General features: G+C 33.7%; 19 protein-coding genes and 1 tRNA gene. 14 read left to right on the top strand and 6 right to left on the bottom strand.

Annotated features, from left to right (window positions below):
• Positions 1-35: 35 nt before the first annotated feature.
• The 9 genes from EG348_RS04295 to EG348_RS04255 all read left to right on the top strand — a co-directional run bounded on the left by EG348_RS04295 (position 36) and on the right by EG348_RS04255 (position 6891).
• Complete coding sequence (locus EG348_RS04295) at positions 36-899, top strand: MotA/TolQ/ExbB proton channel family protein (RefSeq protein WP_123980965.1); 864 nt, start codon at positions 36-38, stop codon at positions 897-899.
• A gap of 66 nt (positions 900-965) precedes the next feature.
• Complete coding sequence (locus tag EG348_RS04290; RefSeq protein ID WP_123980963.1) at positions 966-1568, top strand: ExbD/TolR family protein; 603 nt, start codon at positions 966-968, stop codon at positions 1566-1568.
• A gap of 12 nt (positions 1569-1580) precedes the next feature.
• The gene (locus tag EG348_RS04285) at positions 1581-2153 is read left to right on the top strand and encodes an ExbD/TolR family protein (RefSeq protein ID WP_123980961.1); all 573 of its coding nucleotides are present in this window, start codon (positions 1581-1583) and stop codon (positions 2151-2153) included.
• A 23-nt stretch (positions 2154-2176) separates the two neighbouring features.
• The gene (locus EG348_RS04280) at positions 2177-3019 is read left to right on the top strand and encodes an energy transducer TonB (protein WP_066754795.1); all 843 of its coding nucleotides are present in this window, start codon (positions 2177-2179) and stop codon (positions 3017-3019) included.
• A 72-nt stretch (positions 3020-3091) separates the two neighbouring features.
• Entirely contained in the window at positions 3092-3289 is a 198-nt protein-coding gene (locus EG348_RS04275; protein ID WP_185145495.1) for a C4-dicarboxylate ABC transporter, read from the top strand.
• Positions 3279-4151, top strand: coding sequence for a PstS family phosphate ABC transporter substrate-binding protein (locus EG348_RS04270; protein WP_123980959.1), 873 nt, complete (start codon positions 3279-3281; stop codon positions 4149-4151). Before EG348_RS04275 ends, EG348_RS04270 begins: the two co-directional genes overlap by 11 nt.
• A 91-nt stretch (positions 4152-4242) precedes the next feature.
• Positions 4243-5895 carry a tetratricopeptide repeat protein gene (locus EG348_RS04265; RefSeq protein ID WP_123980957.1) on the top strand — a complete coding sequence of 551 codons (1653 nt, stop codon included), beginning with the start codon at positions 4243-4245 and terminating at the stop codon, positions 5893-5895.
• A gap of 165 nt (positions 5896-6060) precedes the next feature.
• Entirely contained in the window at positions 6061-6780 is a 720-nt protein-coding gene (gene bshB1 / locus EG348_RS04260; RefSeq protein WP_123980955.1) for a bacillithiol biosynthesis deacetylase BshB1, read from the top strand.
• A gap of 35 nt (positions 6781-6815) precedes the next feature.
• Positions 6816-6891, top strand: a tRNA-His gene (locus tag EG348_RS04255).
• A 141-nt stretch (positions 6892-7032) separates the two neighbouring features.
• Here the strand turns inward: EG348_RS04255 and EG348_RS04250 are convergent.
• On the bottom strand, positions 7033-7368 hold the full coding sequence (locus EG348_RS04250; protein ID WP_034679055.1) for a DUF3276 family protein: 336 nt from the start codon (positions 7366-7368) through the stop codon (positions 7033-7035).
• Between the two features lie 99 nt (positions 7369-7467).
• Positions 7468-9129 carry an ABC transporter ATP-binding protein gene (locus tag EG348_RS04245; protein WP_123980953.1) on the bottom strand — a complete coding sequence of 554 codons (1662 nt, stop codon included), beginning with the start codon at positions 9127-9129 and terminating at the stop codon, positions 7468-7470.
• 90 nt (positions 9130-9219) lie between these two features.
• Here EG348_RS04245 and EG348_RS04240 point away from each other — a divergent pair, with 90 nt between their 5' ends.
• From EG348_RS04240 to EG348_RS04225, 4 genes are all read left to right on the top strand, one after another.
• On the top strand, positions 9220-10125 hold the full coding sequence (locus EG348_RS04240; protein ID WP_123980951.1) for a transcription antitermination protein NusB: 906 nt from the start codon (positions 9220-9222) through the stop codon (positions 10123-10125).
• A gap of 1 nt (position 10126) precedes the next feature.
• A complete protein-coding gene (locus EG348_RS04235; protein WP_185145494.1) occupies positions 10127-10660 on the top strand; it encodes a DUF1573 domain-containing protein in 534 nt (177 codons plus the stop codon).
• A gap of 4 nt (positions 10661-10664) precedes the next feature.
• Positions 10665-11039, top strand: a complete 375-nt coding sequence (gene yajC / locus EG348_RS04230; RefSeq protein ID WP_123980949.1) for a preprotein translocase subunit YajC — start codon at positions 10665-10667, stop codon at positions 11037-11039.
• A gap of 246 nt (positions 11040-11285) precedes the next feature.
• Positions 11286-12020, top strand: coding sequence for an SDR family NAD(P)-dependent oxidoreductase (locus EG348_RS04225; RefSeq protein WP_123980947.1), 735 nt, complete (start codon positions 11286-11288; stop codon positions 12018-12020).
• Here the strand turns inward: EG348_RS04225 and EG348_RS04220 are convergent, their stop codons facing one another.
• From EG348_RS04220 to EG348_RS04205, 4 genes are all read right to left on the bottom strand, one after another.
• Positions 12021-12557 (bottom strand): hypothetical protein, encoded by a 537-nt coding sequence (locus EG348_RS04220; protein ID WP_123980945.1) that lies wholly within the window; start codon positions 12555-12557, stop codon positions 12021-12023.
• Positions 12558-12590: 33 nt separating this feature from the next.
• Entirely contained in the window at positions 12591-14447 is a 1857-nt protein-coding gene (gene ligD, locus EG348_RS04215) for a DNA ligase D (RefSeq protein WP_123980943.1), read from the bottom strand.
• A gap of 77 nt (positions 14448-14524) precedes the next feature.
• Positions 14525-15127: a DNA polymerase ligase N-terminal domain-containing protein gene (locus EG348_RS04210; protein ID WP_123980941.1), complete on the bottom strand. Its 603-nt coding sequence runs from the start codon at positions 15125-15127 to the stop codon at positions 14525-14527.
• Positions 15127-15912 carry a Ku protein gene (locus tag EG348_RS04205; protein ID WP_123980939.1) on the bottom strand — a complete coding sequence of 262 codons (786 nt, stop codon included), beginning with the start codon at positions 15910-15912 and terminating at the stop codon, positions 15127-15129. Before EG348_RS04205 ends, EG348_RS04210 begins: the two co-directional genes overlap by 1 nt.
• A gap of 90 nt (positions 15913-16002) precedes the next feature.
• On the opposite strand from EG348_RS04205, the gene EG348_RS04200 reads away from it, so the two are divergent.
• Positions 16003-16611, top strand: a complete 609-nt coding sequence (locus tag EG348_RS04200) for a hypothetical protein (RefSeq protein ID WP_123980937.1) — start codon at positions 16003-16005, stop codon at positions 16609-16611.

Raw genomic sequence — 16611 nt, 5'->3', positions numbered from 1 at the left:
CTGTAAAATTTTAAAACAATATAATTTAGTTAAATATGGAAATGAATGTTTCAAAAAATGATGAGCAATTAGTTGCTAGAAAAGCAGGAGGTTTAAACCCAGCTGTTATTATTCCTATTTTATTCGTTATAGGAGTTTGTATCTATTTATTCGTTCTTGGGAGCCCAGGAAATTTTAAAGACGCAGATAAACTAGGTGGTGGTTCTGTAGCTTTCTCAAGTGTTGAAGGAAAAGACATTCACCCAGAGTCGTTTTTAGGTATTATCTACAAAGGAGGGGTTATCGTACCAATCTTGATTACTTTCATGATCACTGTAATCGTTTTCTCTTTTGAAAGGTATTTCGTACTTGGTAAAGCTTCTGGAAAAGGAAACTTAGACAATTTCGTAGTACAAGTAAGAAGCCTACTTAATCAAAACAAAATTGATGAAGCTTTAGAAGAGTGTGACAGACAAGAAGGATCTGTAGGTAACGTAGTGAAAGAAGGTCTTACTACTTACAAAGCTCTTTCTCATGACACTACATTAAACAAGGAGCAGAAAATGGTAGCTCTTAACAAAGCTATTGAAGAGGCTACTACTCTTGAGATGCCAATGTTAGAGAAGAACATGATGATTCTTTCTACTTTAGGTACTGTTGCAACTTTGATCGCACTATTAGGAACAGTAATCGGGATGATTAAAGCATTCTTCGCATTAGGTTCTGGTGGTGGTACTCCAGATGCAGCTGCACTTTCTACAGGTATCTCTGAAGCATTGATCAACACAGCTTTAGGTATTGGTACTTCAGCTATCGCTATTATCCTTTACAATTATTTTACATCTAGAATTGACGGATTAACTTACAAGATCGACGAGATCGCAATGAGTATCCAGCAGTCTTTCGCTGAGTTCAACTAAGAATTGAATCTTTAGCAAGGAATTTGCATACAATAACAGAAGTTTAATTAAAAATAATTCAAAACAATGGCGAGAGTCAAACCAAAAAGACATGGAGTAGTGACGGATATGACGGCAATGTGTGACGTTGCCTTCCTACTACTTACATTCTTTATATTGACCACTCAGTTTAAAAAACCTGACGTGGAGCAGATTAAACCGCCATCTTCAATATCAGAGAAGTTACTTCCTGATGCAAGTTTGATGACCATCAACGCTACGCCGGACGGGAAATTTTATTTCCAACCGGTAGAGAACGCATCAGAGAGACTACAGCTTTTAGATAAAATGGGTCAAAAGTATGGTATTGCATTTGACAACAACGAAAAAGCTGCATTTCAAAAAGTACAAGCGATTGGGGTTCCTATGAACCAACTTAAAAGCTATCTTGATTTGTCAGATGAGGAACAGAAGAGTTTCAAGAGTCCTACTGGGATTCCTATGGACAGTACAAATAAGCAGTTAGTAGACTGGGTACAACAAAGTTTAAGCGTAAATCCTGATTACAAATTAGCAATCAAAGGAGACGTTACAACTGAGTATCCTAAAGTTAAAAGCCTATTTGAAGGTTTAAGAGATATTGATTTTCTTAAATTCTGGTTGATTACATCACAAGAAGGTAAACAATAATAATCATTAGAAATGGCAGAAGTACAAGTACAGGAAAAAGGCGGCAAAGGCGGCAAGGTACGTTCCAAGAAGCAGAATACCAGGGTAGATATGACTCCTATGGTGGACTTGGGTTTTCTATTGATCACCTTCTTTATGTTCACAACCACATTCTCTAAACCGAATGTAATGGATTTGGGTCTTCCGGCAAAACCGAAAGATGAGCAACAAAAACCACCTCCAACAGAAATTAAACTTTCTAATTCAATTTCTTTATTATTGGGTAAGGGTAATAAGATTTTTTGGCATCAGCAAGATAACACATCTTTAACTGATCAAAATCTTAACGAGACTTCTTTTGATAGAGAAGGGATTAGAAAAGTAATTGAGCAAGCAAAAGCAAATGCAGCAGATAAAACAAAATTTACTGTTATTATCAAGCCTACTGACGATGCTGTATATAAAAACTTTGTAGATATTCTTGACGAAATGGCTATTACCAAAAGTGAGCAGTACGGTGTTACTGATCTTAAACCTTGGGAAAAGGCTATTTATGACAGAAAAGTAGGAAATAATGGAGCTGCGGCTGCACCAGCTACAAAGTAATTTAACCATAAAATTGTAAATCTATGGCAGATGAAAATGTATACAGTCAGAATCTTACTTTAGACGAGATTGTATTTGAAAATAGAAACAAGGCGTATGGTGCCTATGATCTTAGACATCAGTATCCAAGACTTCTAACAAAATCTTTTATTGTTGGAACGGCATTATTCCTAGTTGCGGCTTTGTCTCCGTTTATTTATCTTACAATTAAGAGACTTACTGAACCACCTAAACAAGAAGTTAAGGCAGATTTGGTTGAGATTCTTCAGGAAGATAAAATTATAGAGCAGCCAAAAGAAGAAGAACCACCTCCACCACCTCCACCAAAAGAAGAGGAAAAGATTGAGGTTATTCAGAACGTTGTACCAGAACCGGTAAGAGCTCCAAAAATTGAAACTCCACCGCCACCAATTTCTAAGCAATTAGAAACGACAACTGGTCTAAATAATCAGGAAGGTGTAAAAGCTCCGGCTTATACTCCACCTCCACCACCACCATCTACAGGTACAAGAACTTCAACAGCTGAAGTGAAGCCTCAGGTGAGCGATACTCAAGTATATACTGAGGTAGAGCAAACTGCGGAATTCCCAGGAGGTATCAACTCTTTCAGAAAGAAAGTAGGAGATAGCTTTGATGGTTCTGCGATGAATGGTGATGAAGGTACAGTAAAAACTGAAATTACTTTCGTAGTAGAAAGAGATGGAAGTATTACTGACGTAAAGGCTAATGGAGGAAATTCAGACTTCAATTCTGAAGCTGTAAGAACGATTAAGTCTATTAAGAATAAATGGAGTCCTGCTAAAATTAATGGTCAATCTGTACGTTACAGATTCAGATTACCTTTAACAATGAATTTTGAAGGATAATTTATCTTTAAATAATAATTAAAAAAGAGAAGCAATAGCTTCTCTTTTTATTTTTTTTGGTATTTTTGTTTTATGATGTTCAATTGGTTATCCCTGATTACAGGATTATTTTATATAGTGCTAGGAGTTGTAGTTATTTACTACAAATTCTTTTTCACAACTTTGGAGCCGGCGGTTGCTTATGCAATGGGTGGGCTTCTTATCCTTTACGGGATATTCAGAATATATAGAGCTGTTTCAAAAATTAAAGATGCTGGAAATGAAGAATAGTATTAAACTTATAATGCTATTTGTTTTTAGTGTTATTATTGTAGGCTGTAAAAAAGAAGATAAATCTCCGTCTTATCACAAGGGAGACCTTACGATTCTTACGGACGAATCTTTTAAAAGCGTTACCGAAGCTTTAGCTGACGGATATATGATTAATTATCCCGAAACAAAAATTAAAGTGGTTACAAGAAAAGAAGATTTAGGCTTTCTTGATCTCTTACAGGGCAAAGCAAGAATTGCTGTAATGTCTAAAGAACTTTCTCCTGAAGAAGTTAAAGCTTTTGAAGAACAAGTGGATATGAAAATATTACCTGCGAAATTTGCTGCTGATGCAGTAGTTTTTGTTGTTCCAATAAACTCTCCAAAGACAAGTATTTCGATGGATGAAATTAGAAATGGACTTCAATCTGATAACAAAGACTTTATTTTCGACGGAACAAATTCAAGTAATTTGAATTTCGTGGCACAAAAACTTAAAAAACAACCAAAAGATTTAAAGTTCTCCGTAATTCCCGGAAGTCAGAATATTATTGAAGAATTAAATAAATATCCCAATAAAATAGGAGTTATAGGTCTTAATACTTTCAGTAGACCCTATGATAAAACTTCTGAAAAATTACGAGAGTTGATAAAAGTTCTCCCTGTTGAAAATAATGGAAAATTATATTCTGCGGATTCTGCCGGATTACGCGAAATGAAATATCCTTTTACAAGAGTTTTATACTTTTTAACAAACGAAGGGAATTTTAACATAGCAAACGGATTTATAAGATATTCTTGTACTCAACTTGGTCAAATGATCGTAGAAAAGGAAGGATTACAACCCTACAATATTTACAAAAGAGAGGTTCAAATGCGTTAAAAAATATTAAATTAACCTTTTCCTCAAAATAATTATACTATTTTGGTCTGAAAATTGTGTAATGAATTAATTCAGTTTAGAATATATTAAAATGAAAGATATAATGATTATGAATGTAAAGAAGATTGCTTTTGGGGCAGCCGTGGTATTTTTTGCCAACTTTGCCTCTGCGCAAACAGTACAAGATGGTATTAACAGTATTGACAGTGATAAATTTGCTCAAGCAAAAACTAATTTCACTGACATGATTGCTAAAACACCTACTGCTGAAAATTATTTCTACTTAGGAAATACATTTTTAAGACAAGGTGAACCTGATTTTGCAAAAGCAACGGAAAGTTTTAATAAAGGTCTTGCAGCAGATAGCAAAAGCTACCTTAATAAAATTGGTTTGGCTGCTGTGAAACTAGGAAAGGGTGATAAAAATGCAATTGCTGAAATCCAGAAAATTGTAACTGATTCTAGAGAAAAAGATGCAGAAGTATTGTTCAGAGCTGCTGAAGCTTTAACATTATTTGAGAAAAATAACTCTCCGGATCTTGCTATTCAGTTTTTGAATAAAGCAATTGAAAGAGCTGCTAAAAAAGAAGTTCCTGCACATTATTACTATACATTAGGAGATGCTTACAGATTAAAAAGAATCCCTGGTGATGCAATGACAGCTTATGATAAGGCTTTACCTGTTGCTAAAAATAAAGCGTCTGTTTATACAAGAATGGGTACTTTATGGATGGCTGCACAACAATGGCAACAAGCTAAAACAAATATAGATAAAGCAATTGCTACAGATGCTACTTATGCACCTGCTTACAAAGCTTTAGCTGCTTATGATATTAAATATCAGGAGAATGCGAAAGCAACTCAGGATTTGATCAACTATACAAAGTATGCTGATGAAGATCCGTATACACAATTAGAAATTGCTAAACTTTATTTCACTAATGAAGATTATGCAAACTCTAAAATGATCTTAGATAAGATTTTTGACAAAGTTGATGATCCAATCAAATTCAAATTAAGAGCATATCAATTATATGCTGACGGAAAATATGCTGAAGCTAAACAAAGCATGGATAGTTTCGTTTCTCAGGCTGAAAAGTCTAGAGTACAGCCTGCTGACCAAGGTTTACAAGGTCTGATTGCTGCTGGCTTGGCTAAAGACGAAAAAGATGCTGCTAAGAAAACAGCTTTAATGACTGAGGCTCAACAAAAAGTAGCAATTGCTAAAGGTGCAAAAGACGAAACATTGAAGTGGGATATGGAGCTTGCTAAGATCGCTGGAGGTGGTGCTGTATCACAAGGTTCTGCTGATACTGGGCCAACAAACCCGACTATCGAAGGATTAAAGCAAAAAGTAGCTGCTAATGCTCAGGATACAGATTCATTGTTTAAGTTGGCGACAGCTTACCAAGATGCTAAAAACTGGAATGGAGCAATCCTTACATGGCAGAAAATGAGCACTCTTCTTCCTGATTGGGCTCCCGCATATTACAGTCAAGGATATTCTTACCAACAAGCTGGTAATAATGATGCTGCAAAAATTGCTTATGAGAAATTTATTTCAACGGTAAAACCTGCTGATATGGAGGCTAACAAGCAAACATTGGCTTATGCTTATTTTGCAGTAGCTTATATGAATAAAGATTCTGATCTTGCGAAAGCAAAAGATTATGTTGCAAAATCTTTACAGTTAGATCCAACATACCAAGATGCTGTAAAGCTAAACGGAGAGATCAACAAGTAATTTAAAATTTAAATTATAGATATTAAAACTTCCCATTCGTAATGTTTGGGAAGTTTTTATTTTAAATCTTATATTTGAAAGTATGAAACGGCTTGGTTAAAAATTCGATAACACGAGCATAGTAATTGAACGTTTCATCTTACAAATTAAAATTAAAAAGAATAAATGAAAATAGACATACTTGCTTTTGGAGCACATCCTGATGATGTTGAGTTAGGTTGCGGCGGAACAATTGCCAAATTAATTTCAGAAGGAAAAACATGCGTTATCGTTGATTTAACGAAAGGCGAAATGGGAACCAGAGGTACAGATGAAACAAGAAGAATAGAGGCCGGAAATTCTGCAAAGATTTTGGGAGTTTCTGCGAGAGAGAATTTAGGAATGAAAGATGGCTTTCTTGTGAATTCTGAAGAATATCAATTAAAGATCGTAAAAATGATTCGCAAATACAGGCCAGAAATCGTTTTAGCGAACGCGATTGATGATAGACATCCAGATCACGCAAAAGGAGCGAAATTAGTATCGGATGCGTGCTTTTTATCTGGCTTAAGAAAAATTGAAACTTCAGAGGACGGAGAAAATCAAGAGGTATGGAGACCAAAGCATATTTTCAATTATATTCAGTGGAAAAATATCAAACCGGAATTTGTTATTGACATTTCTGAGCATCTCGATAAGAAGATCGAAGCGTGTATGGCATTCAAAACTCAGTTTTATGATCCAACTTCTAAGGAACCTGAGACTCCGATTACATCAAAAGACTTCTACGAGAGTTTAACGTACCGTGCACAAGACTTAGGAAGGTTATCGGGAGTTACTTATGCTGAGGGATTTACGACTGAGAAGCTGATTGCGTTGAAAAATTTTGATGGAATTATTTTGTAATTAAAAAATCTTTCTTATATTTGCACCACCAAAACGGTGATTGTAGCTCAGTTGGTTAGAGCGCCGGATTGTGGTTCCGGAGGTCGGGGGTTCGAGACCCCTCATTCACCCACATTTAAACACATTTTCTTCATTGAGAATGTGTTTTTTTTTATGCAATAAAATCAAGAAAATCAATAAGATTTATTAAAATATAAACATAAAAAAAGCATCTTTTTTCAGATGCTTGTGTTTTTAAGATATTGTTTTGGCTTAAACCTCGTCGTCAGAATCTATTGTATAAGATTTGCTTTTGAAGTCTTTGTCATGCTTTTCTGATATTACATCCTCACCTTTTTCGTTAATGATGAAATCTGTGGATTCATTAAACATCTCCTGAAAACTTTTAAAATCCTCTTTGTAAAGATAAATTTTGTGTTTCTCGAATGTAGCCTCTCCATTCTCTCCGAAGTTCTTTTTGCTTTCGGTAATCGTAAGATAATAATCTCCTGCTTTCGTCTCGCGCACATCAAAGAAATAAGTTCTTCTTCCTGCTTTTAACACCTTCGTGAAAATTTCATTTTCATGGCGTTCCTTGTATTCACTCATTGTTAGATATTTTTTAATCTTGTTAAGAACAAATATAAAAGTTTTCTTTTAATCACAAAATTTTTTTTATGATTTATTTAACAATTCCGAATGAAATGGCTAAGCGGTTAAAGAATTGGTAATTTCAGTAAGATTAATAATTTTATCTGCTCTCTGAGCGCTAGACTCTCTGTGTGTGATAATTATGGACGTAGCGTTGTGAATTTTTGATTCTATATTTTCTAAGATATTCTGCTCGGTTTCAGTGTCCAAAGCAGACAATGAATCGTCGAAAATAATGATGTTTGGGTCTTTAATTAAGGCTCTAGCGATACAAATACGCTGTTTCTGACCTCCCGAAAGCATTACACCACGCTCACCAACAAGTGTTTTATATTGATCTTTGAAGTCGATGATGTTTTTATCAACATCTGCGATCTTGGCATATTCAACGACTTTATCGTGGGAAGGATTGTCTATTGCAAACCCAATATTACTCTCGATAGAATCTGAAAACAAGTAACTTTCCTGCGGAATGTAGCCTATAAAATTTCTGTAATTGTCTAAGTTATGATCTTTAAGATTTTTACCATCAATTAAAATTTCTCCTTCCGTAGGATCAATTAATCGGCAAAGAAGTAAGGCAATGGTAGATTTTCCACTTCCTGTTTTACCCATGATCGCGAGAGATTGTCCGGCATCGATTTTAAAACTTAAATTATCTAACGCCTTAATTCCTGTATTTGGGTAAACATAAGACACATTTCTGAACTCAATATCTCCTTTAATAGGATAGTTTTCGAAGTTTGTATTGATAACTTCAGATTTTTTATCCAAAAATTCATTGATTCTTTGCATGGAAGCTTCAGCTCTTTGGTTCACAGAAGTTACCCAGCCAACCATTGAGAAAGGAAATATCAATGTGTTGATATACATGAAGAAATCGGCGATTTTACCGATACTTAATTGTCCGTCAATATATTTTTGACCGCCAATTAAAATAATGGCAACGTTTAATAGACCGATTACGAATAAAATAATGGTAAAGAAATATGCTTCGGTTTTAGCTAAATCTAAAGCTTTGTCTTGATAATCAGTGACTTTTACGCTGTAATTTTTCTTGATGTAATTTTCTTTCGCAAAAAACTTCACAACACGGATTCCCGAAAAACTATCCTGAACAAAAGTTGAAATTGCAGACTGACTTTTCTGCATAATCTTCGACTTTTTATTAATAATAGAACTTACCTTGAAAATAGCAAATGATAAAATGGGAAGAGGCAACAATGTCCATAAAGTCATTGATACATCCGTTTTCAGCATATAAATACTTGTGATAATTAATAGAATAATTAAGTTCACAACGTACATCACACCAGGTCCAAGATACATTCTTACAGCCACAACATCTTCACTTAATCGGTTCATTAAATCACCAATAGTCGTTTGTTTGTAATCCGTTAAAGATAATTCCTGATAATGTCTGTAGATTTTATTTTTCAGCTCATATTCAATCCTTCTTGATGCTACAATAATAGTTTGTCTCATCATAAAGGTGAAAAATCCGGTAAGAAGGGAACATCCGACAATAATGGCAACATAAATTAATATCTGCTTATTGAAGCCGTAATTTCCGTTTTTTGTAAGTTCATCAACCGATTTTCCTACAAACTGAACTTTGTATATATTGAAAAAATTGCTGGTAATGATAAACAGCGACCCCCAAAACAATAATATTTTATGTTTCCAAAAATAAGGGTTTAGAGTTTTTAAAGCTTTCATAAAGTTTTGCAAAATTACAAAAATAGAAGCAGACTACGAATTTCATAAATTTTAAATTTCGTATCTTTGCACCCATAAAAAGCTCTTTGAATGTTAGGACGACGACAAATCCGTGAAAAAGTAGTAGAAAGTGTGTATTCTTACTACCAAAATCCAATAAAATTTGATGTTTTAGAGAAAAACATGTTCTCTGGAATAGAAAAAATCTATTATCTGTATATCTATGAACTAAACTTTTTAGTGGCATTGAAAGATCTTGCAGAACATCAGATCGAAATCGGTAAGAATAAATACATCAAAACCGATGCGAATACCAATCCTAATCAAAAATTCATCAGCAACCAAGTATTAATTAAGATTGAAGAAAATCCTGAGAGATTATTTTTTACTGGTCAGCATAAACAATTGAAGTGGGATCTTCATGATGATCTTTTGGTGAGAACTTTCCAGAGAATTACTGCAGGAAAGCGTTATCAGGATTTCATGAAAGAAGATGGGTATTCTTTTGAGGAAGATCAAAAATTTATTGGAAAATTATTTTTAAGATACATCGCTGAAAATGAAGATTTTCATGAATATCTTGGGGATAAAGAATTAACTTGGTATGATGATATTCATATTGCTAATTCAATGGTTCAAAAAACGATTGGTTTTCTAAAGGAAGATGAAGAAAGTAGAACTTTGATCAAAATGGTGAAAGATGATGAAGACAGAGATTTCGCAGGTAAATTGTTGAGAGACACACTGAACAACTGGGAAAGCAACGAGAAAAAGTTAGGTGAAAGATTGGAAAACTGGGATTTGGATAGAGTTTCTTTAATGGACAAAGTTATTTTAACAACAGCAATTTCTGAGCTTGATAATTTTGCCTTCACCCCTTCAAGAGTAATTATTAATGAATATATAGAGATCGCTAAAGTATTTGCTACAGACAGATCCAATATCTTCATCAACGGAATTTTAGATAAATATTGTAAAGATCAAAATAGAATTTAACATGAAAAAGACGTTATCAATTATCGCTTTGTCTATTATAGGCTTTGGTTTAGTTTCTTGTAAAAAAGAAAGCAAAGAAGTTCAGGGATCAGATGCTGTAGCAGTAGATTCTAGTGCTGCAAATAATTTGCCGCCAACTGATTCTTCAGCAGTTCACGTACAGGAAGGTGCAGCGACGGCTACTCCGGCGGTAGCAGGAACACCGGCTCCATCTAACCAGCCATTAACAACAATTGCTCTTTCTGAAAACAGCTTCGATTTTGGAAAAATCAAAAAAGGAGATAAAGTAGAGCACGTATATGAAATTACAAATACAGGAAAAAATCCTTTGGTAATTTCTGAAGTAAAGCCAGGATGTGGATGTACAGTACCTGATTTCACAAAAGAACCAATTATGCCCGGTAAAAAAGGAAAAATTACATTGCATTTTGACTCTTCAAGCTTTGATGGAAATGTAAGTAAGTATGCAGATGTTTTTGCGAACGTAGATAAAGCTCCAATTAAATTAACATTTACAGCTAATATTCAACCATAATATAATGAGTATATTAACAATCTTTTTACAAGCAGCTCCAGCGGGAGGTTCGTCTCCAATGATGTTGATCATGATGGGGGTGATGTTTGTAGGTTTTTATTTCTTAATGATAAGACCACAACAAGCAAAACAAAAGAAAGAAAAAACTTTCCAGGAAAACTTAAAAGTTGGAACTAGAGTAGTTCTTACCTCTGGTCTTCACGGAAGAATTGCTCAGGTTCAGGATGATGGTTTCGTTATTGAAACATTATCAGGAAAATTAAAATTCGAAAAAGCGGCTGTTTCAAGAGAATTTACAGAAACTCGTTTTGGAGAAAAAGCAGTAAAAACAACTGATAAACCAGTTGAGAAAAAGGAAATCGAAACTGAAAATAAGTAATTTTTAGTTTTTGAAATATTACGTTTCGGCGCGGTGAGCAAAGCTCACCGCGCCGATTCTTTTTATAATAAAGGTATCTATTCATTTTGTCATTCCAGAGGAATCTAAATTCTTAAAAGTAATATATGGCTAGATCATTTCAGGATGACAAACATAGTGTTAAGAATATGGACTAAGAATCTGTATTATTAGTGAAAACATTTGTGAAATTTGTGTTTAAATTTTAAAATAAAATATCTTTGTCGCATGAATCAAAACACAAACAAAACCGTTCTCATTCTAGGTGCTAATTCCGATGTTGCGAAGCAATCTATTTTACAATATTTGTCAAAAGGATGTACGATCATTGCAGCTTCCCGAAATACAAAATCATTAGAAAATTTTATAGTTTCCAATAATCTAGACCAATCAAAAATAACGGTTTTATATTTTGATGCAGCAGATTTTGATTCACATCAGAAATTCTATGATGAACTTCCAATAAAACCTCATATCGCGGTTTATGCAGCAGGTTTTTTAGTAGATAATGACAAAGCTTTGAAAGATTTCAAAGGAACTCAACAAATGATGATTACGAATTACATGGGAGCTGTATCTATTCTGAATATTATTGCAATGGACGAAAGCAATAAGAATTTAGAACGAATTATCGGACTGTCTTCACTTTCGGGCGTTCGAGGTCGAAAAAGTAATTTTGTTTACGGAAGTACAAAAGCGGCTTTTACAACTTATTTAGCTGGCTTAAGACAAGAATTAGCTTCTAGGAATATTAAAGTCAATGCTTTAGTGATTGGTTATATCAGAACAAAAATTAATGAAGGTTTACAACTGAATGAATCTTTAATCATGGAACCTGATTATGTAGCCAAACATATCGTCAATGCCGGAAATTCTTTCACTATTGTTCCAAACTTTAAATGGAAATTGATTTATTTGATTTTGAAAGTGTTGCCGGAGAATTTGGTTGCGAAATTGCCTTAATTACCTATTTTCAATATTTACTTTTGGAAGCTTTAATGCAGTCATTAAAGTATTGTAACTGTTTAAAGGTAAATATTGGTCTCCATAATGAGAAATTTTCAAATCTCCCTTGGTATTACTTAAATAAAAGGAGTTTCCAGAATGTGAAATTTCTTCTTTAAGAAACTGAAATTTCATTAAATCATTCATATATTTCATTAATACTAATTGCTGTGAATTTGATAATAAAATATGTTGGGTAAATTTTTTGGTTTGAATTATTTGACCTAATGAGTTTCTGATTCCGCAATCAACCTTGAATTTGACATAAGTCAACTTGGGTTTTCGTTCTGAGCGGTAGATTTTAACTAATTCCTCATGACCACCCCATTCTCCACAATCTTGAAATCTTGATTTTATAAATATGGTATCTTCTTTGCGGTAACTTAATATATTATCAAATGAATAATTCGGTTGATCGTAGTTTGACTTTTTATCTGTTTTTTTCTCAGAACAACTCAAACAAAAAATGAGAATTAATAAAATTGAAGTTTTCATTCTGTATTTTTAGTTCATTCAAAAATACCAAAATTATTCAAGATCCTGCAACAATTCCAACGCCTTCATCATATCGATTCCCTTACCCAAAACAGGTTTGAACAAATCACCTTTTTCTTTAATTCTTTCCAAAGCATTATGAATATTAAAATCAGTTGGTTTCAAACCTGGCTTTAATTCTTCCCATTCCAAAGGCATAGACACAGAAGCACCTTCTTTTGGTCGTAAGCTGTAAACACTTGCCAATGTTTGTCCGGTTCTATTTTGAAGATAATCTAGGTAGATTTTCTTGTCGTCTCTTTTTTGCAAACTTCTTTCTAAAGTTGTTATTTTTGGAAGCTTTTCATTGACTTGCTTCATTAAAATATGCGCAAAATCTTTCACTTGGTCAAAATCATATTTCCCACCCATCGGAATGTAGACGTGAATTCCTGTACTTCCAGAAGTTTTACAATAGCCTTTAATTTTAATTGAATTTAAAACCTCATTAACCTGCAAAGCGGTTTCAATTACATCATCAAAACTATTTTTCTTCGAAGGATCGAGATCTAAAACCATAAAATCAGGATGCTCCAAATCAGGAAGCGAAGAGTTCCAAGGATTCAGATCAATACAACCTAAATTATTCAGATAAGCCAATGTCGCCTTGTCATTACAGTAAATATAATCAATGTATTTATCATTAGATTCCGAATAAACCTGCGTTGTTTTTATCCAGTCAGGAATATTGTCACTTGCATCTTTTTGATAAAAGCTTTGCTCATCAATTCCATTGGGAAAACGGTTTAATGACAACGGACGGTTTTTCAAATGTGGTAAAATAAAATTGGCGACAGATTGATAATATTCGATTACATCACCTTTTGTAATCTCATCTTTCGGAAAATAAACTTTATCCTGATTGGTAAGTTTTACTTTATGTTTGTCTAAAGTGATTTCCTTTTCTTTTTCTGAAGTTGATGTCTTTTTTGCTGGTGTTTTGGCTTTCATCTCTTTAGGTTTTTCGTTTGTATCTTCGGGGTTTTTATCTTCACGGATCGCAACAAAAACAGGATGCCGGAAAATTCCGTCTTTGGTAATCTCAGAATATTTTATTTCGCAGACCAATTCAGGTTTTGTCCATGTTACAGGCATATTCGTTTTAGGAACGGCTTCAAACGGAGATGTTTTTATAACTAATTTTTTCAGTCTTTCATGAAGCAGATTCAATGATTCTTTATTAAAACCTGTTCCCGTGTGACCGGAATAAATCAACTTTCCGTCAATATATTTTCCTAAAATCAACGCTCCAAAACCTTCTCTCGAGCCTCTCGGCTTTGTAAATCCACAAATTATAGCTTCTTCTGTATTGGTGAATTTTATTTTCAGCCAATCCGAACTTCTGTAGTTTTCAATATAAAGACTGTCTGATTTTTTGGCGATCATTCCCTCCAATTGCATTTTTTTCATTTCATTAAAAAAATCGATACCTTTTTCCGGGATGTGATCACAATATTTGATGACTTCCGTTTCAATCAAAGCCTCTTTTAAAAGCTCTTTCCGTTGAATTAAAGGGATCTCTTCCGTAGAATGGCCATTGAGCCAAAGTAAATCGAAAACCTGATAAACTAAGGCTAAATTGGGATTGTCTCCAATTTGTTGTAATAGTTGAAAATTTGGCTTTCCGTTTTCGTCATAAGCCACAATTTCACCATCAAGAATCATTTTGTGCTTCTGTTGATCAAAATTCTTTGAGACTTTATCAAATTTTGATAAAAAAGAAATTCCATTTCGGGAGTAGAAGAGAGGTTTTTCATTGCTGAGATCAGCAATAGCGCGATAACCGTCCCATTTTATTTCAAAAATCCAGTCTTCATCATCAAATGCTTTTTCAAAAAATTTGGCAAACATCGGTTTAATGAAATTCTCTAATTTTTTTTCGTCACCTAAAGAATTGAATCGTTGAAATTTAGGCTTTATTTCTGAAGTTATAACTTCTCTTTGTTGCTTTTTAGGCTTTTTTTTTCCTCTAAAAATTTGGTGACCTGAGAATTTTTTGATGTATTTTCTTCCGCATCATATTTTTCCTCTGCAAAATCGTCTTTATGTTTGATTAATAACCAAGCGTTGTTTTCGGCATTTTTCATTTTAACCAAAGCGAATTCACCTTTCAGTTTTTTGCCGTGTAAAATGAATTTTAACGAACCTGCTTTTAATTCTTTCAACAATTCTTTTTCGTCCGAAAGTTTGCTGGTTTCATCCAAAGGTTCGTAAGTTCCGCTGTCCCAGACTTCTACTTGTCCGGCTCCATAATTTCCTTCGGGAATATTTCCTTCAAAATCTTTATAATCGTAAGGATGATCTTCCACCATCATCGCCAGACGTTTGTCTTTCGGATCCAGTGACGGACCTTTCGGAACTGCCCAACTTTTCAAAACGCCTTCCATTTCTAACCTGAAATCATAGTGAAGACGCGATGCGGCATGCCTTTGAATCACAAAAATAAGTTTGTCATTACTCTTTTTTGCTTTGCCTTTGGGTTCGGTGGTTTCGTCGAACTTACGTTTTTCGTTATAATCTTTGAGAGCCATTACGATGCATTTTTAGATTTCGGACTTTGTAAACTTGCTTTTAATTGAGCCATTAAGTCGATTACTTTGCCTTCTTTTGCTGGTTCGGCTTTTTTGGTTTTTACTCCTTTGCCTTTTGCTTTTTGCTTAATGATTTTCAGTAATGCTTCGGCATAAGTATCTTTATACATTTCCGGATCAAATTCTTGGGAAAGCTGTTCGATAAGATTTACCGCCATTTTGAGTTCGGCGGGTTTTGGGGCTTTTTTTTCAGGAATTTTTAAATCTTTATAATCTCTCATTTCCTGAGCAAATCTCAATCGATTTAAAACCAAAACTTCATCATTATAAGGTCGAATCATTCCAATCGCCTCACTTTCGCGAAGAACAAAAGTTCCGACACCGACCATTTTTGTTTCAGATAAAGCTTTTAATAAAAGTCTGTAAGCACTTTCCCCATTTTTCTGAGGTTCCAAAAAATAAGGATTTTCAAAATAAACGGAATCAACTTCAACTTCTTTCACAAATTGATCGATAGAAAGTATTTTGCTTTTTTCGGGACTTGCGGCTTCGTAATCTTCTTCATCAAGAATGATGTATTTGTCGTCCATGAGATAACCTTTTACAATGTTTTCCCATTTTACTTCTTTGCCTGTTTTCTCGTTGACTCTTTTGAATTTAATATTCGAAAAATCAGATTTATCAAGCATATCCAAATCCAATTTACTGGTTTCTGTGGCAGAATAAATCTTCACAGGAATATTAACTAAACCAAAGCCAATGGCACCGTTCCAAATTGCTTTCATTGTCTTACGTTTTGGGTAAGAGTCTGCAATGATTGTGCCGTTGAAAAATTAATATATTTGTTTTAAATTTTAATTAAAATAAACTACAAAATGATGAATAAGATCACTCGTATTGAAGAAATTAGTGATATGCTAGATTTCGGAACAGATCTTGTAAAATTCCATATTTTCTTTAAAAAAAATGACGGAAATGAAGTGTCTGTTCCTTTTATTGTGTATTTATGGGATATAATAAAATTTCTTGAAAATTCTGAACCTGATGCTGCGGCTTATGTTAATAAAGTTAGCAAAAGTATAAGAAGTTATGGAATGAAAGATGGCAAGATTTTGAAAATATTACATGGAGAAGAATTTCCGTTACATTCTTTTGTAGAAAAGTATTTTCAAAATCTTCCTGTAGATAAAATACATAAACATATTGAATGGTCAGAGAAAATAATAAATCCTTCTTATATAGAAGATTTTCGAGAATTTGAACGCCAGTTTCAGCCTGATCTTGCTAATAGTAATTCTAGACGGATTTTATTTATTGAAGCTCTAGACGAAGTTGTACAAAAAGAAGTTAATAAGTTTTATCCTGAATTTTTTGAAGTCAGAAATAATGATCTTTACGCAAAATATGATGAAATTCTTATGGAAAAAGTTGGTGAATTGGGTTCTGAGTTGGATAACTTCTTTTTTAAAAATTCAAAGAAATAA

The sequence above is a fragment of the Chryseobacterium sp. G0201 genome (genome assembly GCF_003815655.1).
Taxonomy (GTDB): Bacteria; Bacteroidota; Bacteroidia; order Flavobacteriales; family Weeksellaceae; genus Chryseobacterium.
Note: the sequence above shows the minus strand (reverse complement) of the source record. Positions and strands in the feature narration are given on the sequence as shown.

Bases quoted from the DNA above. Each gene is read 5' to 3' on its own strand.
- EG348_RS04295 (WP_123980965.1), top strand. From the start codon at position 36: ATGGAAATGAATGTTTCAAAAAATGATGAGCAATTAGTTGCTAGAAAA.
- EG348_RS04290 (WP_123980963.1), top strand. From the start codon at position 966: ATGGCGAGAGTCAAACCAAAAAGACATGGAGTAGTGACGGATATGACG.
- EG348_RS04285 (WP_123980961.1), top strand. From the start codon at position 1,581: ATGGCAGAAGTACAAGTACAGGAAAAAGGCGGCAAAGGCGGCAAGGTA.
- EG348_RS04280 (WP_066754795.1), top strand. From the start codon at position 2,177: ATGGCAGATGAAAATGTATACAGTCAGAATCTTACTTTAGACGAGATT.
- EG348_RS04275 (WP_185145495.1), top strand. From the start codon at position 3,092: ATGATGTTCAATTGGTTATCCCTGATTACAGGATTATTTTATATAGTG.
- EG348_RS04270 (WP_123980959.1), top strand. From the start codon at position 3,279: ATGAAGAATAGTATTAAACTTATAATGCTATTTGTTTTTAGTGTTATT.
- EG348_RS04265 (WP_123980957.1), top strand. From the start codon at position 4,243: ATGAAAGATATAATGATTATGAATGTAAAGAAGATTGCTTTTGGGGCA.
- bshB1 (WP_123980955.1), top strand. From the start codon at position 6,061: ATGAAAATAGACATACTTGCTTTTGGAGCACATCCTGATGATGTTGAG.
- EG348_RS04250 (WP_034679055.1), bottom strand. From the start codon at position 7,368: ATGAGTGAATACAAGGAACGCCATGAAAATGAAATTTTCACGAAGGTG.
- EG348_RS04245 (WP_123980953.1), bottom strand. From the start codon at position 9,129: ATGAAAGCTTTAAAAACTCTAAACCCTTATTTTTGGAAACATAAAATA.
- EG348_RS04240 (WP_123980951.1), top strand. From the start codon at position 9,220: ATGTTAGGACGACGACAAATCCGTGAAAAAGTAGTAGAAAGTGTGTAT.
- EG348_RS04235 (WP_185145494.1), top strand. From the start codon at position 10,127: ATGAAAAAGACGTTATCAATTATCGCTTTGTCTATTATAGGCTTTGGT.
- yajC (WP_123980949.1), top strand. From the start codon at position 10,665: ATGAGTATATTAACAATCTTTTTACAAGCAGCTCCAGCGGGAGGTTCG.
- EG348_RS04225 (WP_123980947.1), top strand. From the start codon at position 11,286: ATGAATCAAAACACAAACAAAACCGTTCTCATTCTAGGTGCTAATTCC.
- EG348_RS04220 (WP_123980945.1), bottom strand. From the start codon at position 12,557: ATGAAAACTTCAATTTTATTAATTCTCATTTTTTGTTTGAGTTGTTCT.
- ligD (WP_123980943.1), bottom strand. From the start codon at position 14,447: ATGTTTGCCAAATTTTTTGAAAAAGCATTTGATGATGAAGACTGGATT.
- EG348_RS04210 (WP_123980941.1), bottom strand. From the start codon at position 15,127: ATGGCTCTCAAAGATTATAACGAAAAACGTAAGTTCGACGAAACCACC.
- EG348_RS04205 (WP_123980939.1), bottom strand. From the start codon at position 15,912: ATGAAAGCAATTTGGAACGGTGCCATTGGCTTTGGTTTAGTTAATATT.
- EG348_RS04200 (WP_123980937.1), top strand. From the start codon at position 16,003: ATGATGAATAAGATCACTCGTATTGAAGAAATTAGTGATATGCTAGAT.